Origin of the sequence: Niallia tiangongensis, from assembly GCF_044704065.1 — a bacterium.
GTDB classification, from domain to species: domain Bacteria; phylum Bacillota; class Bacilli; order Bacillales; family Cytobacillaceae; genus Niallia; species Niallia tiangongensis.
Genome location: NZ_CP162613.1, coordinates 5,139,770 through 5,166,230, shown reverse-complemented (window position 1 = coordinate 5,166,230; position 26,461 = coordinate 5,139,770). Strand labels below are relative to the sequence as shown.

Sequence of the window (26,461 nt, the reverse complement as noted above, 5' to 3'; positions counted from 1 at the left end):
GTTATCCTCGCCTCCTTTACCTAAAGTTAAACGTTCTTAGAGTTCCTATTCATTCTACTTAAACGATCTATCTTAAAATGTGCAGAAAAAGACATATTCTCATGTTAAATTTGTTTAAAAAACTTAGTGGTTACTTCAAAAAAAATGATCAAAAAACAAAAAAAGAGCCTTAAAGCCTTAAGATAAAACCTCTAAAAAACAAACTTGTTCTAAAAAAAGAATAGACCAATCGATGCAATAATCGCTTATAGGATTTTATTCGCTCCGATGGCTAACCAACTTAAATAATTTTTTACAAAAGACCATATTACTTTATCCAAATTGTCAAATTCCCTGCATATAGGAATCATAAAATACTGATTTTAGACAAAATATTGAAGCCTTGTTCATGCAAATCTGCAATATTTACAAGGAGCCTGTCCTTTTATTATGTGGAAAAATATATTATAAGGAAGATTAGTGGTATTTCGACAGTATCCACCGTTTGTGGACAACTCTGTTCAGACACATAGAATAAGATGTCCACAGTTTATCCACAGATTGTGGATAATGTAGTTATGCACAGATTTTATTCAGATGTGAAAACAAAACTATAATATCAAAAATTTATAAGAACTGCAATGCTTTTTAATATCTTATCCACAAGCTAACTAGGTTGTTAGTAATAAATGTCCACAAGGTATTAGTTTGTTGAAAAGTTGTAAATAACAATTGTGGAAAAAATATTTCCGTCGAAATTTATCCACAATCGTCGAAATGATAGTGAAAACTAGATAATAATTACTTGGTCCATTGAAAATGTAATTGGAAATAAGAACTAGTATTTCATAAAATATCGAATTGTTTTTAGTGTCTAATATACAAATATTTTTTTGTCTACATACAAATTAAGAGAATAATTTTCGTAGAATAACCAAAATGGAAAAAATTATTCGTTGGAAAATAGAATAGTTGGGAAGGATATGAAGTAGAATAGAAAATTATGTGGTATACTATTTCAATGACCTTAGAAATAGAGAGGGAAGGATCACAGAAGTAAATGTGATCTATAAATGATGATAGATAAATAAAAATGAATAGTTGACAATTAATTATCAATGTTTATATAATTGTAAGGACTGTCTATAACAGCTATTCCTCAGGGAGGTGTCATATACAATGAAAAGAACTTATCAACCAAATAAACGTAAAAGAAGTAAAGTTCACGGATTCCGTAGCCGCATGAGCAGCTCAAATGGACGTAATGTCTTAGCGCGCCGTCGACGCAAAGGAAGAAAAGTATTATCAGCTTAGGCCACTGAAACGTCAGTGGTCTTTTTTCAATTAAAAAGGGTGAAGGGAATGCTTTTAATAGAAGGACAGACCCTTCCTTTTTTTACAATATACTCATTTACTTACGTTATTATGCCTGTCTAATTTTCTTTCAAGGCTGTTTTTTAAAAATTGTTGTTTTTCAATTGAAAAATTTATTAAAATAACTAGCAGTTGAATTTACGAAGACGCCAGGGGGGAGCAGCGAGACAGGTGAGACCTAGAATGGTTTTGCCGAGGTGCTGAAGCCTACCCCATGGAAAACGGATGATAGGAAGGCTGCTGGTCACTGGCAACAAACTTTACGAAAAAGCCTCCTTTACAAAGAGAAGGTTGTTAACTTGAAGGAATTGATGAAGGAGTTATAAACGTTGAGAAAAGAATTCAGAATTAAAAAAAATAAAGAATTTCAGTCGGTTTTTAAAAAAGGACAATCTTTTGCTAATCGACAGTTTGTTATATATAAATTAGAAAAAGTGGAACAAGAGCATTTTCGAATCGGCCTTTCTGTCAGCAAAAAAATTGGAAACGCAGTAAAGCGAAATCAGATAAAACGCTATGTTAGACAAGCGTTCCTTGAATTTGAAGATAAGTTGGAAAATAAGTATGATTATGTCATAATTGTAAGAAAGCCTGTTGCTGATATGGGTTTTGAGGAAGTAAAAAAGAGTCTTATCCATATTTTAAAAATAGCAAAGGTCTTATCCAAAAAGAATTAGGGGGAAAATATTAGTTAAGCGTTTCCTATGATTCGTTTATCGGTTACAATACTTAATAAGTAAGATTCGAAAATCATGTTAAACAGGAGGATTTGCAGCTTGAATAAGAAATTTTTATTGATAGTTGGTCTGCTTTTTTTAATGACCATTTTAACAGGATGTACAGAGTTTAATCAACCGATAACTTCTGAAAGTGAAGGGATCTGGAATGAGTTCATCGTATATCCGCTATCTCAACTGATTATAAAGACAGCAGCTTTTGCTGGAGGTAGTTATGGTATTTCCATTATTATCGTAACTATATTAGTTCGACTAGTTATTTTGCCACTTATGATTAAACAAACGAAAAATAGTAAAGCAATGCAGGCAATTCAGCCGAAAATGAAAGAACTGCAACAAAAATATAGCTCTAAAGATCAAAAGACACAACAAAAGCTCCAAGAGGAAACAATGAAGCTTTTCCAAGAAAATAAAGTAAACCCATTGGCTGGGTGCTTCCCTCTAATAGTACAAATGCCAATACTGATTGGGTTTTACCATGCTATTTCTCGTACAAGAGAAATTGCTTCTCATGATTTCTTATGGTTCAGTCTAGGCCAGCCTGATCCTATTTACTTATTGCCGATCTTAGCAGGTGTAACAACATTTTTCCAAACGAAACTATCTATGGCTGGTGCGCCTCCAAATCCACAAATGCAAATGATGGTTTGGATTATGCCAGTTATGATTTTAGTATTTGCTATTAATTTCCCTGCTGCATTATCTCTATATTGGGTAGTAGGTAATATCTTTACAATTGTACAAACGTATTTCATTAAAGGTCCTGAAATTAAAAATGCTGGACAAACTAGCAAAGCAGGAGGAGCGAAGAAGTGAAAGAAGTAACTGCCGTAGGACAAACAGTCGATGCAGCAGTGGAGTCAGCTTTAGCTCAGCTTAAGACAACAAAGAATCAGGTTGAAATCATTGTTGTTGATGAAGGAAAAAAAGGTTTTCTCGGTTTTGGTTCTAGATTTGCAAAAGTAATAGTAAAGAAAAAGGTAGATCCAGTTGAATTCGTTAAAATTTTTCTAAAAGATGTTAGTGAAAAAATGGGTGTTCCCATTGAGATCCACGTTAAGCAAAATGGAAAAAATATTTTGTATGAATTATCTGGTGAAAAAATTGCTTTGTTAATAGGAAAAAGAGGGCAAACACTTAATTCTATTCAATATTTAGCACAATTAGTAATTAATAGAGAATCAACAGGGTATTTTAAAGTGATGTTAGATGCGGAAGGGTATCGGGAACGTAGAAAACAAGCTTTAATTCAGTTAGCCGAAAGAATAGCTTACAAAGCGGTTAAGATTGGAAAAGAAATCCCGCTTGAACCGATGCCTGCACACGAAAGAAAAACGATTCATACTGCGCTGGTTTCTTTCAAAGGTGTAAAAACATATTCCTCAGGTGAGGATGCGAAGCGACATATTATTGTTGCGCCAATAAGGGAAAAAAATAGATAGAAAAAAAGATCGTCTTTCCGATAGGGAAACGATCTTTTTTTTTGCGTTTAAAAAATTCAAATTATTCTCGTTGACGATTCCTCTTTCTTCTTGGCTATTTAACATTTTCTCTAGATTTCTAAGTCTTTTAATTCATATATTTTCTTTGAATAGTATGTTTGAAAAATATTTTATTCAAACAGGAATGAAGGATACAAAAGTAATAAGCATGCTCTTCGTTTCCCTCCTTAGGTGTAAGGAAAGTATTAGTAGAACAGAATAATAGAACAACTCAAAAAAAAGTGAAGTGCTTAGGTTTTGTAATTTTATTTTACGTTTTATTGTTATTCACATGTGGATAAGATAGAATGGTATATAACGATAAAAGTGAATGTGGATAAGTGTGTGGATTTTTTTCTTTTTTTACATTTGTGGATATGTTAATCTAATCTAATGTAATCATGTCAAAGGTGAATACAATCATTTTATATAGATATATTTTTTTGAATTGAGGTGAAAAAGATGGAATTGGATACAATTGCTGCGATATCGACTCCAATGGGTGAGGGAGCGATCGCAATTGTTCGAATGAGTGGTCCAGATTCAATAAAAATTGCAGACAAGCTCTTCAAAAGTATAGGTAATAAGAAGTTAATGGAGGTAGCAAGTCATACAATCCATTATGGGCATATTGTAGATCCAGCAACAGACGAGGTTGTGGAAGAAGTAATGGTATCGTTGATGAGAGGACCAAAAACTTTTACCAAAGAGGATGTTATCGAAATTAACTGTCATGGTGGACTAGCTTCTGTAAATCGATTGTTGCAATTGACAACTTCTTATGGTGCTAGAATTGCAGAACCTGGCGAATTTACCAAAAGAGCTTTTTTAAATGGACGAATCGATCTTTCTCAGGCAGAAGCGGTAATGGATTTAATAAGAGCTAAAACAGATCGTGCGATGAATGTAGCTCTTGGTCAAATGGAAGGAAGATTATCGAAATTAATTAGACATTTGCGCCAAGAAATCTTAGAAACATTAGCCCAGGTAGAGGTTAATATTGATTATCCAGAATATGATGATGTAGAAGAAATGACACAAAAAGTCATGCTTGAAAAATCTGCGTATATTAAAACAGAGATTGAAAAGCTTTTACAGACATCTAACCAAGGAAAGATTCTCCGTGAAGGACTGGCAACGGTTATTGTTGGTAGACCGAATGTAGGAAAATCATCTTTATTAAACAGTTTAGTGCAGGAAAATAAAGCAATCGTAACAGACATTCCTGGAACAACGAGGGATGTCATTGAAGAATATGTGAATGTACGCGGAGTTCCACTTCGTTTGCTAGATACAGCAGGAATTCGGGAAACAGAAGATATCGTGGAACGAATTGGAGTAGAAAAGTCGCGAAAAGTGCTAAGAGAAGCGGACTTAATTTTACTTGTCCTAAATTATGCAGATGAATTAACCGAAGAGGATAAGAATATTTTCAAGGCTACAGAAGGTATGGATTTTATTGTAATCGTTAATAAAACGGATTTACCACAAAAAATTGATTTAGATAAAGTAAGAGAACTTGCAGGAAATCGCAAAGTTATTACGACATCTTTAGTAGAAGAAAATGGAGTCGATTTGTTAGAGGAAGCGATAGCTAGTCTATTTTTTGCAGGCTCTATTGAAGCAAGTGATATGACTTATGTTTCTAATTCAAGGCATATTTCCTTATTGAACCAAGCGATGCGGGCAATAAGCGATGCAATTGAAGGAGCAGAAAATGGCACACCTATAGATATTGTACAAATTGATTTAACAAGAACATGGGAAATACTTGGCGAAATTATTGGTGAGAGTGTACATGAAAGTTTAATCAATCAGTTATTTTCTCAGTTCTGTTTAGGAAAATAAGTGATTTTAATGAAATCACTTAAAAAAGTATAATTATCTAATTTCAACCGAAATTTAATGCATTAAAAGTGAATATATTAGTTTTTCAAGGCGTCCGCTCTCCCCATGAAAATGGAGCAGACGCCTTGAAAAACAGATACAACAGCTAATTTAGCTGTCAATAATCGTAGCTAGAAAGTATTTCTTAAAAGAAAGTTTAGAAAGAAGGAGGCATCATGATGCAGTACGAAGCTGGAAATTATGATGTGATTGTCATTGGTGCAGGTCATGCAGGCTGTGAGGCAGGCCTTGCAGCAGCAAGAATAGGTGCCAAAACATTAATGTTAACGATAAATTTAGATATGGTCGCATTTATGCCATGTAATCCTTCTGTCGGAGGACCGGCAAAAGGGATTGTCGTAAGGGAAATTGACGCACTTGGCGGCGAGATGGGTAAAAATATAGATAAAACATATATACAAATGAGAATGTTGAATACAGGAAAAGGTCCTGCTGTACGTGCCCTAAGAGCTCAGGCAGATAAATATATGTATCAACATGAAATGAAGATAACGTTAGAAAATGAACCAAATCTAACGTTGATTCAAGGAATGGTAGAAGAATTAATCGTTGAGGATCAAGTTGTCAAAGGAGTTATTACGAAAACAGGAGCTACGTATCGTGCAAAAACGATTGTAGTAACTACTGGTACGTATCTTCGCGGGGAAATTATTTTAGGAGAGCTTAAATACTCAAGCGGTCCGAATAATCAACAGCCTTCTATCCGCTTATCGGAGCATTTAGAAGCGCTAGGATTTGATTTGGTACGTTTCAAAACAGGAACGCCTCCTCGTGTAAATAGTCATTCTATTGACTACTCTAAGACTGAAATACAACCTGGCGATGATGTTCCAAGAGCCTTCTCTTATGAAACAACCAAATTTATTACCGATCAGCTTCCTTGCTGGTTAACATATACAAATGAAAAGACACATCAGATTATTGATTCAAATTTACATCGTTCCCCAATGTATTCAGGAATGATTAAAGGTACAGGACCGCGATATTGTCCATCAATTGAAGATAAAGTTGTTCGATTCAATGATAAACCAAGACATCAAATTTTCTTAGAGCCAGAAGGTAAAAATACACAAGAAGTTTATGTTCAAGGATTGTCTACAAGCTTACCTGAAGATGTTCAACAGGAAATATTAAGAACAATCCCGGGTTTAGAAAATGTCCAAATGATGAGAGCTGGCTATGCAATTGAGTATGATGCTATTGTTCCAACACAATTATGGCCAACATTAGAAACGAAGAAGATTAAAAATCTTTACACTGCTGGGCAAATTAACGGAACTTCAGGGTATGAAGAAGCCGCTGGCCAAGGTTTAATGGCTGGTATTAACGCTGGTTTAAATGCATTAGGAAAAGAAGAGGTTATTTTAAGCCGCTCGGATGCATACATCGGTGTCTTAATAGATGACTTAGTAACAAAAGGTACAAACGAGCCATATCGACTCTTAACATCAAGAGCAGAATACCGTTTACTACTTCGTCATGATAACGCAGATTTACGTTTAACGGATATTGGCTATAAAATTGGTCTTATTTCTGAAGAGCGCTTTGTGAAATTCTCCGATAAAAAGCAATTAATCGAACAAGAGAAGCGACGTTTAAGCGAAGTAATGCTAAAGCCAAATGTGCAAGTACAAAATGTGATTAAAGAGCAAGGCGGAAGCGAATTAAAAGATGGTATTAGAGCAGGAGACTTATTAAAACGCCCTGAAATGAATTATAGCCATATTGAACAGCTTGCACCAAGCGATATAGAATTAACGGAAGATATCAAAGAGCAAGTAGAAATTCAAATAAAATATGAAGGCTATATTGAGAAATCCTTACAGCAAGTAGAAAGACTAAAGAAAATGGAAAACAAGAAAATTCCTGAGAATATTGATTATGATGCTATCTCTAGTCTTGCAACGGAAGCGGTACAGAAATTAAAAAAAGTTCGTCCGTTATCTATTGCACAGGCATCAAGAATTTCTGGTGTAAACCCAGCAGATATATCTATTTTATTAGTTTATTTAGAACAAGGAAAAATAGCTCGTGTTTAATCTCTGAATAGAAAGGGTTCATGCATGAAAACGGAAGATTTTATTCAAATGTTGTCTGATAAAGGAATAACTTTATCGGACCAGCAAATAAAACAGTTTGAGCTCTACTTTGAAACATTGGTAGAGTGGAATGAAAAAATGAATTTAACAGCAATTACGGAAAAATCAGATGTTTATTTGAAGCATTTCTATGATTCCATCACTGCTGGATTTTACTATGAAGGGTTCCATGAGGCTGCACATTTATGTGACGTAGGTGCAGGAGCAGGTTTTCCAAGTATCCCTTTAAAAATTGTTTTTCCTGATTTAAAGGTAACAATTGTCGATTCTTTGAAAAAAAGAATTCATTTTCTTGAACACTTAGCATCTCAATTAGAGCTGAAAGAGGTTAACTTTATTCATGACCGAGCAGAAACATTTGGCCAAAACAAAGCATATCGTGAATCTTTTGATATTGTAACTGCACGAGCAGTAGCACGACTCTCTGTTCTAAGTGAACTTTGTTTGCCGCTAGTAAAGATCGGAGGTACTTTTGTTGCAATGAAAGCAGCAAGTGCCAAAGAGGAAATGGAAGCTGGGAAAAAGGCTGTAAGTCTATTGGGTGGAAAAATCCAAGCAACACACTCCTTTTTATTGCCGATTGAAGAAAGTGAAAGAAATATCATCATCATAGAAAAAGAAAAGCCAACACCTAAAAAGTATCCAAGAAAGCCAGGAACTCCTAATAAAGAGCCAATTGAATAGGTGAAAGCACAGAGTTATGTCTGATAGTCTAGTTTCTGAAGTTATCCGATTCTTTATAAGATATTCTTCCATCCCTTATGAGAAGTGTAGGGATGGAAGCTATGAATAAGACGGAAAAAAGATGATTATTTTAAACTAGGCTGTTTTTGAAAAGAATGTTGTTTATTAATAGAAAATATTAATTATATAGAAATACTGAGCAGGCTAATGCTAAGTGTCTGCTGGTAATAACAACAACTTTATGAAAACAGCTATAAGTTATTACGAAAGAAAAAAGAGAATGATATAATCATTCATAAGATTAGAACTGTATCAAATAATCATATCTACTATATATTATACCTATAATTGTCATATTCTATGAAATTTCGAGAAGTTTCTACCATAAGTTAGATGACTTTGCAGGGATTAATGTTTCATATAGAGAATAACTAATAGGGAGTTTTGTAAAGGTGGTGCAGGGTGATGAAGCCTTCTTTCTCACGATTTTTTGGACTAGGCGAAAAAGGAGAGCAAATAGAAGAAGCTAGTCAAATAAGTGCAGATGCTGCTCAAGAGGAGATCGAGAGTATGGGAAGTAATGAAGAGGTTAGACGAATCCCAATTAATCAGATTGTTCCTAACCGTTTTCAACCAAGAACGGTATTTGATGATGAAAAAATTGAAGAATTAGCTCGTACAATCCATACACATGGTATTATACAACCAATCGTATTAAGAGAGTATGAGGAAGATAAATTTGAAATCATTGCTGGAGAACGAAGATGGAGAGCAATGAAAAAACTTGGTTGGGAAGAAGCGCCAGCTATCATAAAAAACATGAGTGATACAGAAACTGCTTCTGTTGCACTTATAGAGAACCTTCAAAGGGAAGAGCTTTCTCCAATTGAAGAAGCGATTGCATATGGAAAATTATTAGAACTACACAATCTTACCCAGGAGGCACTCGCCCAAAGATTAGGTAAAGGGCAGTCGACTGTAGCAAATAAATTAAGACTTCTTAAATTGCCAGAAGAAATTCAAGAAGCACTATTGAATAAAGAGATTTCTGAGCGTCATGCTCGTTCCATGATTCCTTTAAAAGAACGGGAAAAACAAATCCAGCTATTACAAGAAATTATTGAAAAGAGCTTAAATGTAAAGCAAACAGAAGAGCGTGTCGTGAAAATGCTTGAACAAACGAAGCAGAAACCGAAGCCAAAAAGAAAAGCATTTAGTAAAGATATGCGGATTGCAGTAAATACAATTCGTCAATCGCTAAATATGGTTTCTGATAGTGGAATTAATCTAAATGCTGAAGAAGAAGAGTTTGAAGATTTTTATCAATTTACGATAAAAATTCCGAAAAAAAAATAATACTTAAATAGATTCTTATCTAGAATCATAATTTGTACTTATTTATAGATTTTGGGCTCTGTTAAATCCCACTCATAAAAGATAGTAAAAATTACTTATTTAACAGAGCATATTTTTTGTGAGAATAATAGCCATTTATGCTGATTCTCACTTTTTTATATGATGATTTTATTCCTCAGAGGATAACCACAAGTATAAATTCAAACCTCAATTGCTGATTTTAATAGGATTTTTTCTAAGCAAATTAACTAATAGATTCTATGTTAAATGCTTGAAATGATAGGCTTTTTAACTTCTTTTATACTATTAATTTATTTTTATTTTCCTCCTCTAATTCAGATTAAAAGAAAAAATGACGATATTTAGAAGTTTTCATGATAAAATAATATACGTGATTACAATAGGCATGGAATTTGGCCATGTTGTAATCTATTCATGTTTTTTTACTAATAAATTGTCTTATAGTTTAAAAGCTATAAACGATTCAATCTTTTTATAATAAGCAGCCATCTTGCGTCGATTATATATTTCGTAGCTAGTATGGAATTAAAGGTAGGTGACATCATGGGTAAAATTATTACTGTTGCTAACCAAAAGGGTGGAGTTGGAAAAACAACTACATCGGTCAATCTTGGCTCTTGTTTAGCATATATCGGAAAAAGAGTGCTATTAGTAGATATTGATCCACAAGGAAATGCTACTAGTGGTGTAGGTATTGAAAAAGCTGATGTTGATCATTGTATCTATGATGTGTTAGTCGATGATCTAGAAGCAAGTATGGTGATAAAACAGACAAATGTGGAGAATTTGGATGTTATTCCTGCAACGATTCAATTAGCTGGAGCAGAAATAGAGCTTGTTTCTACTATTTCCAGAGAAGTTAGGTTGAAAAGAGCTTTAGACGAGGTCAAACACAACTATGATTATATTCTAATAGATTGCCCTCCTTCTTTAGGATTGTTAACGATTAATGCGTTAACTGCATCGGACGCTGTATTGATACCAGTCCAATGTGAATATTACGCTTTAGAAGGATTAAGTCAACTATTAAATACTGTTCGACTTGTTCAAAAGCATTTAAATCATGACTTGGCAATTGAAGGTGTGTTGCTAACAATGCTAGATGCTAGAACAAATCTAGGCTTACAAGTTATTGAAGAAGTTAAAAAGTATTTCCAAGATAAAGTCTATAAAACAATTATTCCGAGAAATATTCGATTATCAGAAGCTCCAAGTCATGGGGAACCAATAATCATTTATGATCCAAAATCACGTGGTGCCGAAGTTTATTTGGACCTTGCGAAGGAAGTGGTTACTAGTGGCTAAAGGACTTGGAAAAGGGTTAGATGCTTTTTTTCCTAAGATAGATGCCGAGAAGGAAGAAAATGTACAAGAAATAAGCATCAATGAATTGCGACCTAATCCTTATCAGCCTAGAAAGTTCTTCGATGAGGAAGCAATCGAGGAATTGAAGCTTTCGATTCTAGAACATGGAATTCTTCAACCAATAATTGTTCGAAAAAGCATCAAAGGCTATGAGATAGTAGTTGGAGAACGTAGATATCGTGCTGCTAAAGAGGCTAAACTAGCGTCTGTGCCTGCAGTTGTTCGACAATTATCGGAACAGCAAATGATGGAATTAGCAGTACTCGAGAACCTTCAAAGAGAAGATTTATCACCAATTGAAGAAGGCCATGCCTATCAGACATTGATGAAAAAGTTAAAGCTGACACAAGAAGAGCTAGCAAAACGTTTAGGGAAAAGCAGACCCCATATTGCTAATCATGTTCGTTTATTATCTCTTCCAAAGGCTGTGCAAAATTATATTTCTGATGGTAAGATATCAATGGGACATGGAAGAACTTTATTAGGCTTGAAAAATAAAGATAAGCTTCCAGCAATTGTTGATAAAATTATTAAAGAGGGATTAAATGTACGTCAGCTGGAACAATTAATTCAGCTTTTAAATGAAAATGTTTCACGTGAAACAAAGAAAGAAAAACCAGCGCCGAAAAATATATTTATTAAAGAGCAAGAGTCCTTTCTACGTGAAAGATTTGGAACGACTGTTCATATTAAGCAAAAGAAAAATAAAGGGAAAATTGAAATTGAATTTTTCTCAGAAGAGGATTTGGCACGCATTCTTCACTTATTTGAATTAGAAAATGAAAATTAAAAGAAGCCCCTAAGAAAAGGTAGGTTACAATTGGCTAGCTGTAACAAAGATCTTTTTTTAGGAGGCTTTTTAATTATTAACCAAAAAGCTTGAAAAGAATTATACGGGTTCTTCTTTTATTTGGTATTCCTGGATTTCTGCAGAATGCATATATCGAAGACTAGTGTGATAAATCCCTTTTGAAATGATTTTTGCCATATTTAATACTAGGCTTAATCTAGTATTCTGAAGAACTAGAAATTCCATAAATCCACTAATATTAACAATCCCTGTGATATGAATATTGCCTACAGGAGGAAGCTCCTTTTTAACGCCACTTCCTGGTTTAACAGGCCCATCCCCAATTTGAATCACACCAACGCTTTTCATTCTGCCTAGACAGGCATCTATTCCGATAATATAAGGATTGTTATGTTTTTCATGTATTTCCTTTAATTTTTCCTCTAAATTAAGTGCATGAATTGGTTCATCTAATGTTCCATAGACATGAAAAGGAGATATATTCTTTTCACTTAATAGCGTGCCAATAAGCGGACCTAATGAGTCTCCAGTAGAACGATCGGTTCCAATACAAATAAAGACAATTGGTTGAGTAACTGAAACAGATGGTAATTGTTTAGATAATGAATCTGCAATCTTAAAAGCCGCTAATTGTTCATCATGTGCTATTCTAATGGGAAGTTCGTTTTTTTCGAAAAGGCTGGAATATAAGGTCATTGAATCTACTCCTTTATCATTTAGGATTCGATAAAATCTATAGGAGAAAGCAATTATCGTGTTTAGTTAGATTCTGTTAAGCGCCTATCAATTAAGATGGAAATCTATCGAACCATTAGTTATTTTTATGCATAGTTATTGTAGTATTCAGTATATGGAAAAGAGATAAATTCTATACATATACATAAAAATAAAGGAAAAAAGAGTGATACAGTAAGCGCACAATCCCTCATAATAAGGGCAAAAGTCCTGCGTTTTTCAGGAGAAATACTACTACAAAGCACGTAGAAAAACTGTTAAAATAAACTTACCCAATAAGATGGCTGTTAAAGAGTAAAATAGAAAAATAGTTAGCTTTATTGTTTATTCCATCATATATGGAGTATTAATACGTAATTTAAGTTGTATGAACAGATAAAAAAAGGAAAATAATCTAGTAGAAGTTTATATTTAGAGGTGTCTAGATGGATGAGAATATAAAAGAAGGAATAGATAATCTCATGAATGAGAATTTTTGGAGTAATCTTGGCTTTGGGGCATTAAAGCTTGTCCTTATATTTCTTATTAGCGGAATTATTATTAGAATTGGGAAAGCAGCGGTACGAAATATATTCAAAGTAAGAACTCATTCCTCCTTACGAGTATCAGAAAGAAGAGAAGCAACATTAATTAAACTTTTGGAAAATACGATTACTTATGTCGTGTATTTTATCGCCATAATGATGGCATTATCTGTTTTTAACATTGATGTTAAAGCCTTGTTAGCAGGAGCGGGAATTGTTGGCCTTGCAGTTGGTTTTGGTGCTCAAAGTCTTGTTAAGGACATTATTACAGGATTCTTTATTATCTTTGAAGATCAATTTTCCGTTGGAGACCAAGTGCGCATTGGTACATATGAGGGTGTTGTAGAAGAGATTGGATTAAGAACAACAAAAATAAAAGGCTTTACAGGGGAAGTAAACATCATTCCTAATGGAAGCATTATTGAAGTAACTAATTTTTCCATAAATAATAGTAAAGCAATTGTAGATGTAAGTATTGCCTATCAAGGTGATATTAATCGGGCAGAAAAGGTAATACAGGAACTGATTGAAAAACTACCAGAGCAATATGAGGATATCGTCGGCGTACCAGAATTATTAGGTGTGCAAAATATCCAAGCGGCAGAAGTTATTATTCGTGTAGTTGCAGAAACATTGCCAATGAAGCACCATGCTATTGCGAGGGTATTAAGAAAAGAAATAAAGAATGTTTTAGATGAAAATGGAATAGAGAGCCCTGTCCCAAAATTAGTCATGTATTCACAACCACAATAGTTTGTTCAAGGAGGAAATATGGAGCAGAAAGAGTTTGGATTAAATGATGTAGTTGAGATGAAAAAAGCACATCCGTGCGGTACAAATCGCTGGAAAATAATTCGGTTAGGTATGGATATCCGGATTAAATGTGAAGGATGCGAGCATAGTGTTCTCATTCCAAGAAGAGAGTTTGCAAGGAAAATGAAAAAAGTTTTAGTAAGGCATGAAGAATAATACTTTTTATAGGAAAGGCAGCAAATAAAGATATTTGTTGTCTTTTTTTGGTTTATAGAAAAGGAACACTACTTGTCTTTTTCCTTCGTTAAAACTATAATTGTTAGAGGTTTAGAATAATAATGAAATTACTTTCTATTTTGTACGATGGAGATAGGAAGTTTATATAAGGGAGTGGCATAATGGCGTTAACTGCTGGAATAGTTGGTTTGCCTAACGTTGGTAAATCTACATTATTTAATGCAATTACACAAGCAGGTGCAGAATCAGCGAACTATCCGTTCTGTACAATTGATCCAAACGTTGGAATTGTAGAAGTACCAGATCAACGTTTAACAAAATTAACAGAATTAGTACAACCGAAAAAAACAGTACCTACAACTTTTGAATTTACAGATATTGCCGGAATTGTAAAAGGGGCAAGTAAAGGGGAAGGTCTTGGTAATAAGTTTTTATCTCATATTCGCGAAGTAGATGCTATCTGCCAAGTGGTACGTTGTTTTGCAGATGATAACATTACCCATGTATCAGGAAAAGTAGACCCTATTTCTGATATAGAAACAATCAATTTAGAATTAATTCTTGCTGATTTAGAATCAGTAGAAAAAAGAATTGGCCGAGTTGGAAAAATGGCGAAGCAAAAAGATAAAGAAGCTGTTGCTGAATTAGAAGTGTTGGAATTACTAAAGGCTGCTTTTGAAGAGGAAAAACCAGCAAGAACGGTCGAGTTTACAGAGGAACAAGCGAAAATTGCTAAAGGACTACATCTTTTAACAATTAAGCCTGTATTATATGTTGCAAATGTAGGCGAGGATGAAATCGCTGATGCGGCGAATAATGATTATGTAAAACGTGTAAAAGATTTTGCAGCAAATGAAGGTGCTGAAGTGATTGTCATCTGTGCGAAAATCGAAGAAGAAATTGCAGAGCTAGAAGGGGAAGAAAAAGAAATGTTCCTTCAAGAGCTTGGAATCGAAGAATCTGGGTTAGATCAGTTAATTCGTGCAGCATACCATCTTCTTGGATTAGCTACTTACTTTACTGCAGGTGTCCAAGAAGTTCGTGCATGGACATTTGTACAAGGAATGAAAGCACCACAGTGTGCAGGAATTATTCATTCTGATTTTGAGAGAGGCTTTATCCGTGCAGAAACTGTTTCTTATGATGATTTATTAGCAAGTGGCAATATGGTTGCTGCGAAAGAAGCAGGTAAAGTTCGTTTAGAAGGTAAAGAATATGTAGTTAGAGACGGCGATATTATTCATTTCCGTTTTAACGTATAATGAATAATTAACTAGAAAAACACTCATAAAAAGATTTCTGTTAGTACATTTATTGTGCTAGCAAATCTTTTTAGAGTGTTTTTTTGTAAGTAATAATGTACATTTTTTTTACATTTCTTTAAAACTACTCAAGCATGGCAGTGGTATACTAAGAATAGCTTATAACTAACTTGATAAAAAGGGAGTGGAGTTTTTGAAAATCGCAATTTTCTCAGACACTTATTTTCCTCAAGTGAATGGTGTTGCACAGACGTTAAAGAGGCTTAGTAACCATTTGGAAAAAAAGCAAATTTCCTATCAAGTATATTCTCCTGAAAATAAATCTTCTACTACATATCCAAATATCAACCAATTTCCTAGCCTTCCATTTTTTCTTTATCCAGAGTGTCGGACAGTTATTACGAACCCAAGAAAGATAGAAAATAATCTAAAGCAATTTAAACCAGATCTTATTCATCTAGCTACACCTTATATGATGGGACTGTATGGGTTATTCGCTGCCAAAAAATTAAATATCCCGGTTGTATCTTCTTATCACACCAATTTTGATCAATATCTTAAATATTATCATGCTTCCTTACTAGAACCATTTTTATGGAAATATTTGAAATGGTTCCATCAGTCAACAGAAAAAATATTTGTCCCGAGTAAAGACACACAAAATAAATTAGAATCATTGGATTTTCGGGAAATAAAAGTTTGGGGAAGAGGGATTGATTCCGAGCTTTTTAAGCCAAACGCAGATGCAAAAGAACATATTAAAAGGAAATACAATATCCAAGAAAACCATATTTTATTGTATGTAGGGAGATTAGCGCCAGAGAAAGATTTGGATACATTAAACAACATCATGGATAAATTGCCTTCCGATATAAAGGAATCAGTCCATTGGTTAATAGTTGGGGATGGACCTAATAAGGAGACATGGAGAGAAAAGGAAAAATCACAAAAAAATATTACATTGACTGGTTATATAAAAGGGGATGACTTGGCAAGGATATATGCAGGAGCTGACCTTTTCGTTTTTCCATCCTATACAGAAACTTTTGGTAATGTTGTATTAGAAGCAATGGCATGTGGGACTCCAGCCATTGTTGCTAATGAGGGTGGTGTAAAAGACTTTGTAATAGACAATATAAATGGCAGAATATGCGAAAAACAAAATGCTGAAAGCTTTCTTTATGCTATTAGCGAGTTGCTATTTGATGAAAAGATGAGATTGAATATGGGGAGAGAAGCCAGAAGCTATGCGTTAACGCAATCATGGGATACTATTTTTGATGGATTGTTAAGTGATTATTGTGAAGTAATTCAAACTCGACAAAGCTTTAATAAAAAGTATGCTTAAAATATTTTAGTTTAAATAAACCAAGATAAAATAGTAATAACAGATGCTATTTTTAGTACATTGCTATTTATAACAAAGTATGCTATACTTTTACCTTGTGAGTAATGTATAGTTGCTCCTTGCCCAATTATGGGCCGTCTAGACCAAAAGGAGGTGAAAGTGATGAAAAAGTACGAAATTATGTACATCATCCGTCCAAATATTGAAGATGAGGCTAAGAAAACACTTGTTGAGCGTTTCAACGCTATTCTTACAGATAATGGAGCGGAATTAGCAGAATCAAAAGAGTGGGGTAAACGTCGCCTTGCATACGAAATCAATGATTTCCGCGATGGTTACTATCAATTAGTAAAAGTTAACGCTGCACCAGTAGCGGTTGAAGAATTCTCTCGTTTAGCTAAGATCAACGAAGATATCATTCGCCACATCGTAGTTAAAGATGAAGCAAAATAATATATAAACAATGTTTCACGTGAAACATTTTAAATTGAAGGGAGTTGAAACTGATGATGAATCGGGTAGTTCTTGTTGGCCGTTTAACTAAGGATCCGGAGTTACGCTATACACCAAGTGGAGTTGCTGTTGCAACGTTCACACTTGCGGTTAACCGTACGTTTACAAATCAGCAAGGTGAAAGAGAAGCAGACTTCATTAACTGTGTTATTTGGAGAAAACCAGCAGAAAATGTTGCTAACTACTTGAAAAAAGGTAGTTTAGCGGGTGTCGATGGTCGTATTCAAACGCGTAGCTATGATGGACAAGACGGAAAACGTGTATATGTAACCGAAGTATTAGCAGAAAGTGTTCAGTTCTTAGAACCTAGAAACAGCTCTGCTAATAATAGAAGTGACAACATGAATTATAGTGCCCCAAGAGAACAAGATAATCCTTTTGGAGGATCAAATAATTATCAGAATCAGCGACCTCAAACGAATAGAAATAATCAGGATTATACGAAAGTGGATGAAGATCCATTTGCAAATAGCGGTCAAATCGATATTTCAGATGATGATTTACCATTCTAACGTAATTTTGATGATTAAAAAAGGAGGTTAATCTCATGGCAATGGGTGGACGCAGAGGTGGCCGTGCTAAGCGCCGTAAAGTATGTTACTTTACCGCTAACGGTATCACTAAAATCGATTATAAAGATGTAGATTTACTTAAAAAATTCATCTCAGAACGTGGTAAAATTTTACCTCGTCGTGTAACAGGTACAAGCGCTAAATACCAACGTAAATTAACGATTGCTATTAAACGTGCACGTACTATGGCTTTACTACCATACGTAAGTGGAGAATAATTAGCCTATATAAAACCCCTATTAGACTTTTGTTTAATAGGGGTTTTGTATTATTTAGTGAAAATTACCCAGTCTGTTATGTGTGTTTTTTTCTGTGCAATACCATTTCTACATTATTGTTTGAGACAGCTTCTTTTCCGTACCGTATAAGCCATATGGATGTCTTCTTTATTTAATCTAGTATTTCTTCCAAGTAACTTCGTTGAAGAAGAACAAGAATAGTAGTAAAATATTATGTAAAGATGCAAACCCTTTCTTATTAGAAAAAATGTCAACCTCTATTATTTTGATAACCAGAGAGGGATAGACCTTTTTATATTTTAATTTAGTTTTATGGGGTATAATAGTATCAGGTTTAATGAATACATAGTAAGGATTATGTGAAAATCTCACGAGTTTTAGGAGGAGAAAAATTGCCTACTTTTTTAGAGAAAGGATCCATAAGGTATCCATTAATATGTTTAATCGGTATTACCATTATCATGCTTGGAATCCTCTCTTTTTATAACTGGGTATTTTCCTTAATTGGGTTAGTCCTTTTTGTCACTCCTTTTTATTTCATCTTACGAATAGAAAGTCGTCAACGAAAGGAAACAGAAGAGTATATAACCACTCTTTCTTACCGCGTCAAAAAGGTAGGGGAAGAGGCCCTAATGGAAATGCCAATAGGAATCATGCTTATAAATGATGACTATTATATTGAATGGACAAATCCCTTTTTAGCATCTTGTTTTACAGAGGATACACTTGTTGGAAGATCATTATATGATGTTTCTCCATCCATTATTCCTTTAATTAAACAAGAGGTCGAAACAGAAATCGTTACATTGCATGAAAGAAAGTTTCGAGTTATTCATAAAGTGGAAGAGCGTCTTTTATACTTTTTCGATGTTACAGAGCAAACGGAAATTGAGAAGCTTTATGAAGATGAACGTACTGCAATTGCTATTATCTTTTTAGATAACTATGATGATTTAACACAAGGGATGGATGACCAGACGAGAAGTAGCATCAATAATAGCGTTACTGCCATTTTAAATAAATGGGCTACAGATAATGGTGTTTTATTAAAACGAATATCTTCTGATCGCTTTATTGCTATTTTTAATGAACATATTTTGCAAAGCTTGGAGAAAGGAAAATTCACCATATTAGATGATGTTAGAGAATTAACAACAAAGCAGAATGTTCCTTTAACACTGAGTATTGGGGTGGGATCAGGCGTATCCTCCTTGCCAGAGCTAGGGAATATTGCGCAATCTAGCCTTGATCTAGCCTTAGGAAGAGGCGGAGACCAGGTTGCAATTAAACAGCCGAATGGTAAAGTGAAATTCTATGGTGGAAAAACAAATCCAGTAGAAAAGCGAACAAGAGTTAGAGCAAGAGTTATCTCCCATGCTTTAAAGGAATTAGTCTTAGATAGTGATAAGGTCATTATAATGGGACATAAAAACCCTGATATGGATGCTATTGGTGCGGCAATTGGAATTCATAAAGTAGCTCAGATGAATCAAAAAGAAGCATATATTGTAATCAACTTTCAGGAAATAGATACAGCTGTTAGAAGGCTGATAGAAGAAATAAAAAAGCAAGAGTCCCTTTTTACGAAATTTATTACACCTGATCAAGCTTTAGAAATGGCAACAGGGGATACTTTGCTAGTAGTAGTTGATACACATAAGCCTTCTTTAGTGATTGAAGAGCATTTATTGAATAAAATAGAAGATGTAGTAGTAATTGACCATCACCGACGAGGAGAGGAATTTATTGAAAATCCGCTTCTTGTCTATATGGAACCATATGCTTCCTCAACTGCCGAACTTGTTACTGAATTATTAGAATATCAACCAAAAAGTGTTAAAATTGAAATGTTAGAAGCAACAGCTCTCTTAGCAGGAATTATTGTTGATACGAAAAGCTTTACCTTAAGAACAGGAGCGCGAACCTTTGATGCAGCGTCCTATTTAAGAGGACAGGGAGCAGATACAGTACTTGTTCAAAAGTTTCTAAAAGAAGACATTGATAACTATGTTAAAAGAGCGAAAATAATTGAAAATGTTCAATTTTATAAAAAGGGTATTGCAATAGCCACTGCTAAAGAAGCAGAAGTAGTGGATAGTGTTCTAATTGCACAAACAGCAGATACTTTATTAACAATGGATGGAATCATTGCCTCATTTGTAATAGCACATAGAGGAGAAACAATGATTGGCATAAGTGCTCGCTCTTTAGGAGAAATCAATGTCCAAATCATTATGGAAAGCTTACATGGTGGAGGTCATTTAACAAATGCAGCTACCCAGCTTTCAAATATGCCAATGGAAGAAGTAGAGGCAAGACTAAAGTTAGCAATTGATGAGTATTTTGAAGGGAGAAGAAAAGAATGAAAGTAATTTTTTTAAAGGATGTAAAAGGTAAAGGGAAAAAAGGAGAAGTTAAAAATGTTGCAGATGGCTATGCACATAACTTTCTTTTAAAACAAGGATTGGCTGTAGAAGCAAATGCTTCAGCGGTTAGTACGCTAAATGCTCAAAAGAAAAAAGAAGAGAAACAAGCCATTGAAGAGTTAGAAAAAGCAAAAGAATTAAAAGAAAAGCTGGAAAAAGTAACAGTTGAATTGCACGCAAAATCTGGTGAAGGCGGCAGATTGTTTGGATCTATTACAAGCAAGCAAATTGCGGATGAATTAAATAAAAAGCATCAAATTAAAATCGATAAAAGAAAAATTGAATTAAATGATGCTATTCGTTCGCTAGGAGTTACAAAGGTTCCAGTCAAGCTTCACCATGAGGTTGCAGCAACATTAAATGTGCATGTCAAAGAATTAAGCTAATATTGGAAGTTCCATTTGTCTCTAAACATGTTAAAATAGAATAAGCTTAAGAAAATGTGATACAGGTTTAGCTGGTCACATTTTTTGTTTGACTGTTTTTAACGTAAAAATGTAGATGAAAATTAATGAGCTTCATAAAAAGAGAAAATATAATTTTTAAATAGGTAATTGGAAAGAAGAGAAAAAGGAACAGCTGTTACAAAAATACCTTTCTTTAATAGGAAGACCTTTTTGTATAATAGATTGTTGCTTTTTTTAATCTAGGCTATGTTTTTTATCATATCCTCTCATTTTAAGGAGGTTTTATAGATTGAGTGAAGTTTTAAATGATCGAATGCCCCCACAGAATATTGAGGCAGAACAAGCTGTACTCGGGGCCATATTCCTTGAACCACAAAGTTTAACATTAGCTTCAGAGATACTTATACCAGAAGATTTTTATAGAGGCGCACATCAAAGAATATATACGACAATGCTTAAATTAAATGACGAAGGAAAAGCAGTCGATTTAATTACAGTGACGGCAGAGTTAGCAGCAACCAATAATTTGGAGGATACAGGTGGAGTCAGCTATTTAAGTGAGTTGGCTGCTTCGGTACCAACTGCTGCTAATATAGAATATTATGCAAAAATTGTAGAAGAAAAGTCATTGCTTCGCCGGTTAATTCGAACAGCGACGAATATTGCTCAAGACGGGTATTCACGTGAAGATGAAGTAGAAGCCTTATTAAGTGAAGCAGAAAAGAATATTTTAGAAGTAGCGCAGCGGAAAAATGCTGGGGCATTTCATAATATCAAAGATGTCCTTGTTCGAACTTACGATAATATTGAAGAAATGCATAATCGCAAAGGGGATATTACAGGGATTGCAACAGGGTTTGCTGAACTTGATAAAATGACTGCAGGATTTCAGCGGAATGACTTAATTATCGTTGGAGCAAGACCATCTGTTGGTAAAACAGCCTTTGCCTTAAATATCGCTCAGAATGTTGCTGTAAAAACAGGCGAAAATGTAGCAATCTTTAGTTTGGAGATGGGGGCAGAGCAGCTTGTAATGCGTATGCTTTGTGCAGAAGGGAATATAGATGCTCAGCGTCTGCGTACAGGATCGTTGACAGATGAGGACTGGGGAAAGCTAACGATGGCAATGGGAAGCTTATCCAATGCAGGTATTTTTATTGACGATACACCAGGGGTAAAGATTACAGATATAAGAGCAAAATGCCGTCGTCTAAAGCAAGAACACGGCTTAGGCATGATATTAATTGATTACCTACAGCTAATCTTGGGAAGTGGCCGTGCAGGTGAAAATAGACAGCAAGAGGTATCGGAAATTTCTCGTTCCTTAAAACAGCTTGCACGTGAGCTTCAAGTGCCTGTAATTGCCTTATCCCAGTTATCACGCGGTGTAGAGCAAAGACAAGATAAACGTCCGATGATGTCCGATATCAGGGAATCAGGAAGTATTGAGCAGGATGCTGATATTGTAGCCTTCTTATACCGTGATGATTACTATGATAAGGAATCCGAAAGCAAGAATATTATCGAAATCATTATTGCGAAACAGCGTAATGGTCCAACTGGAACCGTACAGCTCGCCTTTGTAAAAGAATACAATAAATTCGTTAATTTAGAACGGCGTTTTGAGGATGGCGCGATGCCAACAGGGGCCTAATAAAAAAAGATTAGTAGCTTTAAAGCTACTAATCTTTTTTTATGCTTTTTTTTGATGAATAAATGCATCAATAGGAGCAAATACTACGAAATTGACTATCTTTGCTCATCTGTTTTTACGAACATAACATTAATTGAATAAAAAGATTGTTCGTGTTTTATTGACTTTTATGTTAAAAAGTTGATAAAATAGGAATGTTTGATTAAGGATATAATAAAAGATATAGAAACCTGTGGAGGTGCTCTAGGATATGTCATCAGTAGTGGTGGTAGGAACGCAATGGGGAGACGAGGGAAAAGGTAAAATTACCGATTTCTTATCTGAAAATGCAGAAGTGATTGCACGTTATCAAGGTGGTAACAATGCAGGTCATACAATTAAGTTTAATGGTGAAACATATAAATTACACTTAATTCCATCTGGGATATTTTATAAAGAAAAAATTAGCGTTGTTGGAAATGGAATGGTTGTAGATCCAAAGGCAATTTTAACGGAATTAAAATACTTACATGATCGTAATATCAATACAGATAACCTAAGAATTAGCAATCGTGCTCATGTCATTCTTCCTTATCATTTAAAATTAGATGAAGTAGAAGAAGAAAGCAAAGGTGCTAACAAAATTGGAACAACGAAAAAAGGAATTGGCCCAGCTTATATGGATAAAGCTGCACGTATTGGTATCCGTATTGCTGATTTATTAGATAGAGAAGTATTTGAAGAAAAGCTTGCAAGAAATTTAGTTGAAAAAAATCGTCTGTTAGAGCGCATTTATGAAACAGAAGGCTTTAAATTAGAAGATATTTTAAATGAGTACTATGAGTATGGGCAACAAATTAAGCAATACGTTTGTGACACTTCTGTTGTCTTAAATGATGCATTAGATGATGGCCGTAGAGTTCTTTTTGAAGGTGCTCAAGGGGTAATGCTTGATATTGACCAAGGTACTTATCCATTTGTTACTTCTTCTAACCCAGTAGCTGGAGGCGTAACAATTGGTTCTGGTGTCGGTCCAACAAAAATTAAACATGTTGTTGGTGTTTCAAAGGCTTATACAACGAGAGTTGGTGACGGTCCTTTCCCAACAGAATTAAATAATGATATTGGACATCAAATTAGAGAAGTTGGTCGTGAATATGGCACAACTACTGGTAGACCACGTCGTGTTGGTTGGTTTGATAGTGTAGTTGTTCGCCATGCTCGTCGCGTTAGCGGAATTACCGATCTTTCTTTAAACTCTATTGATGTTTTAACAGGAATTGAAACATTAAAAATTTGTGTTGCTTATAAATACAAAGGGGAAGTAATGGAAGAATTTCCAGCAAGTCTAAAGGTACTTGCAGAATGTGAACCAGTATATGAAGAGCTACCAGGCTGGACAGAAGATATTACTGGTTGCAAAACATTAAGTGATCTTCCTGCTAATGCTCGCCATTATTTAGAAAGAGTTGCACAATTAACTGGTATTCCATTGTCTATTTTCTCTGTAGGACCAGATCGTACACAAACAAACGTAGTACACAGCCCTTGGAGACAAAACTAATCATAAAAATGAAGACTGTTCCAAAAGGTAGAGGACCTTTTGAACAGTCTTTAAATTTTTTTCGGGTATTCGACTATAAAAGAAGTTTGAGTCTTCGTTTATTAGAGTAGGTACAGTGGGGATTATATAATTTAAGACTATTACCATAATATTGTACTTTGAAATCGAGCGTGCTATGGAGTGGAGGACACTTGACTCCTGCTGGTAGAAGAGGAAAGCAAGTGGCTGAAGCGAAATGAAACGAAATACTTTTAAGAGCAAAAAATGCTTAAAAATAAAAAAAAATAAGATTTTCAAAAAAAAATTGAAAAAAGTATTGCTTTTTATTTTAATAATATGCTAATATAAAAAGCGTCGCAAATGACAAAAAAGCAAACGAGACAAGCTCATTTATATGAGCCATTAGCTCAGTCGGTAGAGCATCTGACTTTTAATCAGAGGGTCGGAGGTTCGAATCCTCCATGGCTCACCATTATAGATATCAATCATGGCCCATTGGTCAAGCGGTTAAGACACCGCCCTTTCACGGCGGTAACACGGGTTCGAATCCCGTATGGGTCATAATATCTTTTTTAAGAGATATTAATAGCATAAAATGGTCCGGTAGTTCAGTTGGTTAGAATGCCTGCCTGTCACGCAGGAGGTCGCGGGTTCGAGTCCCGTCCGGACCGCCATTTTTTCTTCTTATGCATTTGCATATTTAATATATATTTATCTTATACATAATGAAGACAAGTAAATAACGACCTTTGCTTAAATGTTAGAGCTAAGCATTTGTCACCATAGTTTGGCTCAGTAGCTCAGTCGGTAGAGCAAAGGACTGAAAATCCTTGTGTCGGCGGTTCGATTCCGTCCTGAGCCACCTTTATTTTGTACTCACAACGAATGTTCGTTGTTTTTTTTATGCCCAAATTATTTCCCTGTAAATAAACCGCGAAAGCATCTTCTCTATTACAAATTTCTTCATAACATGATTATAATACAACAATTTTATTACAATATAATAGCAAAACATTATTTTCTTTTAAAATATGCTAAAGTAAATATATATGCCTTCTTCGTAATGATCTTTATATATTTAAAGTGAGTTAGTAGGAGGGAAGGGATTTATTTTACTGTCTAGAGAAGATTAAGTAGAGGCAATAATAGATAAAAAAGGACAAGGTAATCCATTCTATGAAGAAGGGTTACCTTGCCAAAATTAAGGGAAAATGAAACTCATATATATAGACGTTTATCTAGTATAAAAGGTTTCAATAATTTAGCTATCTACCTTTGTATTTTTTTCTTATAGTTAAATAAGGCTCTTTCTATTGCTATAGTATGAATGAGGGCATATATAATAGCCTGGTATTTATCGATAATAAATGGATGCAGGGAGATTTCCTATGCATTGGAATGAAGAATAATAATCGGAAATGGTAACCCTCTCTTATAGAGGGATTTTTTAATCCTCAATGGATGGAATGATTCAGTGGGCTAAAGAGAAAAAGCTTCACTGTCTTTTTTATTTGTGGCTATTTAGAAGAGGGGATATAGTCATTGATGAGGAAGTAGTTAATAAGCGAGCTAAACAGATTCTAAAGAGGAGTATCACTAAACTAATAATAGAAAAAAAGTGTATATATAAATTTAAAATGGTAAAGTAGACTGTAGAAGTAAACAATAAAAGTATGGAAATAACTATAGATAAACTTTGATAGAAGGAGAATACCTGAATGAATAAAAAGATCTTAGTTGTAGATGATGAAAAACCAATTGCAGATATCCTGCAATTTAATTTAAAGAAAGAAGGCTTTGAAGTGTATTGTGCCTATGATGGCAATGAAGCCCTAGAGAAAGTGGAAGAAATCCAGCCTGATTTAGTATTACTTGATATTATGCTTCCACAAAGAGATGGCATGGAAGTATGTCGTGAAGTCAGAAAGAAATATGAGATGCCAATCATTATGTTAACGGCAAAGGATTCAGAAATAGATAAAGTATTAGGGTTAGAATTAGGTGCAGATGATTATGTGACAAAGCCTTTTAGTACAAGAGAGTTAATTGCACGAGTAAAAGCAAATCTTAGACGACATCAGCAAGTTTCATCTGCTGCAGAAGAAGAAAAAGAAACGAATGAAATTGAAGTTGGTTCCCTTATTATTCACCCAGATGCTTATATTGTTTCAAAAAGAGGCGAAATGATCGAACTAACTCATCGTGAATTTGAATTACTTTATTATTTAGCAAAACATATTGGACAAGTTATGACTAGAGAGCACTTGCTTCAAACGGTATGGGGCTATGACTACTATGGAGATGTACGAACGGTGGACGTAACGGTAAGAAGATTAAGAGAGAAAATTGAAGATAATCCTAGTCATCCAACGTGGATTGTGACACGAAGAGGCGTTGGCTACTATTTAAGAAATCCTGAGCAGGAGTAAAATA

Annotated in this window: 23 protein-coding genes and 4 tRNA genes; 26 read left to right on the top strand and 1 reads right to left on the bottom strand. The window is 34.5% G+C overall.

The features are described 5' to 3' along the window. Nucleotides 1–1,158: 1,158 nt before the first annotated feature. The 10 genes from rpmH (at nucleotide 1,159) to AB3U99_RS24380 (ending at nucleotide 11,794) form a co-directional block, all read left to right on the top strand. The gene (gene rpmH, locus AB3U99_RS24425; RefSeq protein ID WP_016201470.1) at nucleotides 1,159–1,293 is read left to right on the top strand and encodes a 50S ribosomal protein L34; all 135 of its coding nucleotides are present in this window, start codon (nucleotides 1,159–1,161) and stop codon (nucleotides 1,291–1,293) included. A gap of 389 nt (nucleotides 1,294–1,682) precedes the next feature. After that, complete coding sequence (rnpA, locus tag AB3U99_RS24420) at nucleotides 1,683–2,030, top strand: ribonuclease P protein component (RefSeq protein ID WP_400244651.1); 348 nt, start codon at nucleotides 1,683–1,685, stop codon at nucleotides 2,028–2,030. Between the two features lie 141 nt (nucleotides 2,031–2,171). Then, nucleotides 2,172–2,906 (top strand): YidC family membrane integrase SpoIIIJ, encoded by a 735-nt coding sequence (gene spoIIIJ, locus AB3U99_RS24415; protein ID WP_400248178.1) that lies wholly within the window; start codon nucleotides 2,172–2,174, stop codon nucleotides 2,904–2,906. After that, nucleotides 2,903–3,532: an RNA-binding cell elongation regulator Jag/EloR gene (gene jag, locus AB3U99_RS24410; RefSeq protein ID WP_400244649.1), complete on the top strand. Its 630-nt coding sequence runs from the start codon at nucleotides 2,903–2,905 to the stop codon at nucleotides 3,530–3,532. The genes spoIIIJ and jag overlap by 4 nt, the downstream gene beginning before the upstream one ends. Nucleotides 3,533–4,033: 501 nt before the next feature. Then, complete coding sequence (mnmE, locus tag AB3U99_RS24405; protein WP_400244647.1) at nucleotides 4,034–5,419, top strand: tRNA uridine-5-carboxymethylaminomethyl(34) synthesis GTPase MnmE; 1,386 nt, start codon at nucleotides 4,034–4,036, stop codon at nucleotides 5,417–5,419. 218 nt (nucleotides 5,420–5,637) lie between these two features. Then, nucleotides 5,638–7,518: a tRNA uridine-5-carboxymethylaminomethyl(34) synthesis enzyme MnmG gene (gene mnmG, locus AB3U99_RS24400; protein ID WP_400248176.1), complete on the top strand. Its 1,881-nt coding sequence runs from the start codon at nucleotides 5,638–5,640 to the stop codon at nucleotides 7,516–7,518. Nucleotides 7,519–7,542: 24 nt separating this feature from the next. After that, a complete protein-coding gene (gene rsmG, locus AB3U99_RS24395; RefSeq protein ID WP_400244645.1) occupies nucleotides 7,543–8,262 on the top strand; it encodes a 16S rRNA (guanine(527)-N(7))-methyltransferase RsmG in 720 nt (239 codons plus the stop codon). 465 nt (nucleotides 8,263–8,727) lie between these two features. Continuing rightward, nucleotides 8,728–9,618, top strand: a complete 891-nt coding sequence (gene noc, locus AB3U99_RS24390) for a nucleoid occlusion protein (protein ID WP_400244643.1) — start codon at nucleotides 8,728–8,730, stop codon at nucleotides 9,616–9,618. Nucleotides 9,619–10,182: 564 nt separating this feature from the next. Beyond that, on the top strand, nucleotides 10,183–10,944 hold the full coding sequence (locus AB3U99_RS24385; RefSeq protein ID WP_312098783.1) for a ParA family protein: 762 nt from the start codon (nucleotides 10,183–10,185) through the stop codon (nucleotides 10,942–10,944). Then, on the top strand, nucleotides 10,937–11,794 hold the full coding sequence (locus tag AB3U99_RS24380; protein ID WP_400244640.1) for a ParB/RepB/Spo0J family partition protein: 858 nt from the start codon (nucleotides 10,937–10,939) through the stop codon (nucleotides 11,792–11,794). The genes AB3U99_RS24385 and AB3U99_RS24380 overlap by 8 nt, the downstream gene beginning before the upstream one ends. Before the next feature lie 99 nt (nucleotides 11,795–11,893). Here AB3U99_RS24380 and yyaC read toward each other — a convergent pair whose 3' ends face one another. Beyond that, entirely contained in the window at nucleotides 11,894–12,511 is a 618-nt protein-coding gene (gene yyaC, locus AB3U99_RS24375; protein WP_400244638.1) for a spore protease YyaC, read from the bottom strand. Nucleotides 12,512–12,975: 464 nt separating this feature from the next. Here yyaC and AB3U99_RS24370 point away from each other — a divergent pair, with 464 nt between their 5' ends. The 16 genes from AB3U99_RS24370 (at nucleotide 12,976) to yycF (ending at nucleotide 26,457) form a co-directional block, all read left to right on the top strand. Beyond that, nucleotides 12,976–13,827 (top strand): mechanosensitive ion channel family protein, encoded by an 852-nt coding sequence (locus AB3U99_RS24370; RefSeq protein ID WP_400244636.1) that lies wholly within the window; start codon nucleotides 12,976–12,978, stop codon nucleotides 13,825–13,827. A gap of 18 nt (nucleotides 13,828–13,845) precedes the next feature. Further along, the gene (locus AB3U99_RS24365; RefSeq protein WP_400244634.1) at nucleotides 13,846–14,043 is read left to right on the top strand and encodes a DUF951 domain-containing protein; all 198 of its coding nucleotides are present in this window, start codon (nucleotides 13,846–13,848) and stop codon (nucleotides 14,041–14,043) included. A gap of 182 nt (nucleotides 14,044–14,225) precedes the next feature. After that, nucleotides 14,226–15,326 carry a redox-regulated ATPase YchF gene (gene ychF / locus AB3U99_RS24360; RefSeq protein WP_400244632.1) on the top strand — a complete coding sequence of 367 codons (1,101 nt, stop codon included), beginning with the start codon at nucleotides 14,226–14,228 and terminating at the stop codon, nucleotides 15,324–15,326. A gap of 193 nt (nucleotides 15,327–15,519) precedes the next feature. After that, a complete protein-coding gene (locus AB3U99_RS24355; protein ID WP_400244630.1) occupies nucleotides 15,520–16,674 on the top strand; it encodes a glycosyltransferase family 4 protein in 1,155 nt (384 codons plus the stop codon). Between the two features lie 162 nt (nucleotides 16,675–16,836). Further along, the gene (gene rpsF, locus AB3U99_RS24350) at nucleotides 16,837–17,127 is read left to right on the top strand and encodes a 30S ribosomal protein S6 (protein WP_031535583.1); all 291 of its coding nucleotides are present in this window, start codon (nucleotides 16,837–16,839) and stop codon (nucleotides 17,125–17,127) included. A gap of 53 nt (nucleotides 17,128–17,180) precedes the next feature. Further along, the gene (gene ssb / locus AB3U99_RS24345) at nucleotides 17,181–17,699 is read left to right on the top strand and encodes a single-stranded DNA-binding protein (protein ID WP_400244628.1); all 519 of its coding nucleotides are present in this window, start codon (nucleotides 17,181–17,183) and stop codon (nucleotides 17,697–17,699) included. Nucleotides 17,700–17,740: 41 nt separating this feature from the next. Then, nucleotides 17,741–17,977, top strand: coding sequence for a 30S ribosomal protein S18 (rpsR, locus tag AB3U99_RS24340; protein WP_031535579.1), 237 nt, complete (start codon nucleotides 17,741–17,743; stop codon nucleotides 17,975–17,977). Between the two features lie 413 nt (nucleotides 17,978–18,390). Then, nucleotides 18,391–20,364, top strand: a complete 1,974-nt coding sequence (locus AB3U99_RS24335; RefSeq protein ID WP_400244626.1) for a DHH family phosphoesterase — start codon at nucleotides 18,391–18,393, stop codon at nucleotides 20,362–20,364. After that, nucleotides 20,361–20,810 (top strand): 50S ribosomal protein L9, encoded by a 450-nt coding sequence (rplI, locus tag AB3U99_RS24330; RefSeq protein ID WP_400244625.1) that lies wholly within the window; start codon nucleotides 20,361–20,363, stop codon nucleotides 20,808–20,810. The genes AB3U99_RS24335 and rplI overlap by 4 nt, the downstream gene beginning before the upstream one ends. A 310-nt stretch (nucleotides 20,811–21,120) precedes the next feature. After that, nucleotides 21,121–22,485: a replicative DNA helicase gene (gene dnaB / locus AB3U99_RS24325; RefSeq protein ID WP_400244623.1), complete on the top strand. Its 1,365-nt coding sequence runs from the start codon at nucleotides 21,121–21,123 to the stop codon at nucleotides 22,483–22,485. A gap of 250 nt (nucleotides 22,486–22,735) precedes the next feature. Beyond that, on the top strand, nucleotides 22,736–24,028 hold the full coding sequence (locus tag AB3U99_RS24320; protein ID WP_400244621.1) for an adenylosuccinate synthase: 1,293 nt from the start codon (nucleotides 22,736–22,738) through the stop codon (nucleotides 24,026–24,028). 396 nt (nucleotides 24,029–24,424) lie between these two features. Then, nucleotides 24,425–24,500: transfer RNA gene (locus AB3U99_RS24315), tRNA-Lys, on the top strand. Between the two features lie 17 nt (nucleotides 24,501–24,517). Beyond that, nucleotides 24,518–24,589 (top strand) — tRNA-Glu (locus tag AB3U99_RS24310). Between the two features lie 36 nt (nucleotides 24,590–24,625). Then, a tRNA-Asp gene (locus AB3U99_RS24305) sits at nucleotides 24,626–24,702 on the top strand. Nucleotides 24,703–24,817: 115 nt separating this feature from the next. Further along, nucleotides 24,818–24,890, top strand: a tRNA-Phe gene (locus tag AB3U99_RS24300). An 856-nt stretch (nucleotides 24,891–25,746) separates the two neighbouring features. Continuing rightward, nucleotides 25,747–26,457: a response regulator YycF gene (gene yycF / locus AB3U99_RS24295; protein ID WP_048718265.1), complete on the top strand. Its 711-nt coding sequence runs from the start codon at nucleotides 25,747–25,749 to the stop codon at nucleotides 26,455–26,457. Nucleotides 26,458–26,461: the final 4 nt, after the last annotated feature.

Excerpts from the sequence above, each read along its gene's own strand:
- AB3U99_RS24365 (WP_400244634.1), top strand. The coding sequence starts at position 13,846 with ATGGAGCAGAAAGAGTTTGGATTAAATGATGTAGTTGAGATGAAAAAA.
- yyaC (WP_400244638.1), bottom strand. The coding sequence starts at position 12,511 with ATGACCTTATATTCCAGCCTTTTCGAAAAAAACGAACTTCCCATTAGA.
- mnmE (WP_400244647.1), top strand. The coding sequence starts at position 4,034 with ATGGAATTGGATACAATTGCTGCGATATCGACTCCAATGGGTGAGGGA.
- rplI (WP_400244625.1), top strand. The coding sequence starts at position 20,361 with ATGAAAGTAATTTTTTTAAAGGATGTAAAAGGTAAAGGGAAAAAAGGA.
- rpmH (WP_016201470.1), top strand. The coding sequence starts at position 1,159 with ATGAAAAGAACTTATCAACCAAATAAACGTAAAAGAAGTAAAGTTCAC.
- AB3U99_RS24320 (WP_400244621.1), top strand. The coding sequence starts at position 22,736 with ATGTCATCAGTAGTGGTGGTAGGAACGCAATGGGGAGACGAGGGAAAA.
- rpsR (WP_031535579.1), top strand. The coding sequence starts at position 17,741 with ATGGGTGGACGCAGAGGTGGCCGTGCTAAGCGCCGTAAAGTATGTTAC.
- yycF (WP_048718265.1), top strand. The coding sequence starts at position 25,747 with ATGAATAAAAAGATCTTAGTTGTAGATGATGAAAAACCAATTGCAGAT.
- rsmG (WP_400244645.1), top strand. The coding sequence starts at position 7,543 with ATGAAAACGGAAGATTTTATTCAAATGTTGTCTGATAAAGGAATAACT.
- spoIIIJ (WP_400248178.1), top strand. The coding sequence starts at position 2,172 with ATGACCATTTTAACAGGATGTACAGAGTTTAATCAACCGATAACTTCT.
- ssb (WP_400244628.1), top strand. The coding sequence starts at position 17,181 with ATGATGAATCGGGTAGTTCTTGTTGGCCGTTTAACTAAGGATCCGGAG.
- rpsF (WP_031535583.1), top strand. The coding sequence starts at position 16,837 with ATGAAAAAGTACGAAATTATGTACATCATCCGTCCAAATATTGAAGAT.
- noc (WP_400244643.1), top strand. The coding sequence starts at position 8,728 with ATGAAGCCTTCTTTCTCACGATTTTTTGGACTAGGCGAAAAAGGAGAG.
- AB3U99_RS24370 (WP_400244636.1), top strand. The coding sequence starts at position 12,976 with ATGGATGAGAATATAAAAGAAGGAATAGATAATCTCATGAATGAGAAT.
- AB3U99_RS24385 (WP_312098783.1), top strand. The coding sequence starts at position 10,183 with ATGGGTAAAATTATTACTGTTGCTAACCAAAAGGGTGGAGTTGGAAAA.
- mnmG (WP_400248176.1), top strand. The coding sequence starts at position 5,638 with ATGCAGTACGAAGCTGGAAATTATGATGTGATTGTCATTGGTGCAGGT.
- ychF (WP_400244632.1), top strand. The coding sequence starts at position 14,226 with ATGGCGTTAACTGCTGGAATAGTTGGTTTGCCTAACGTTGGTAAATCT.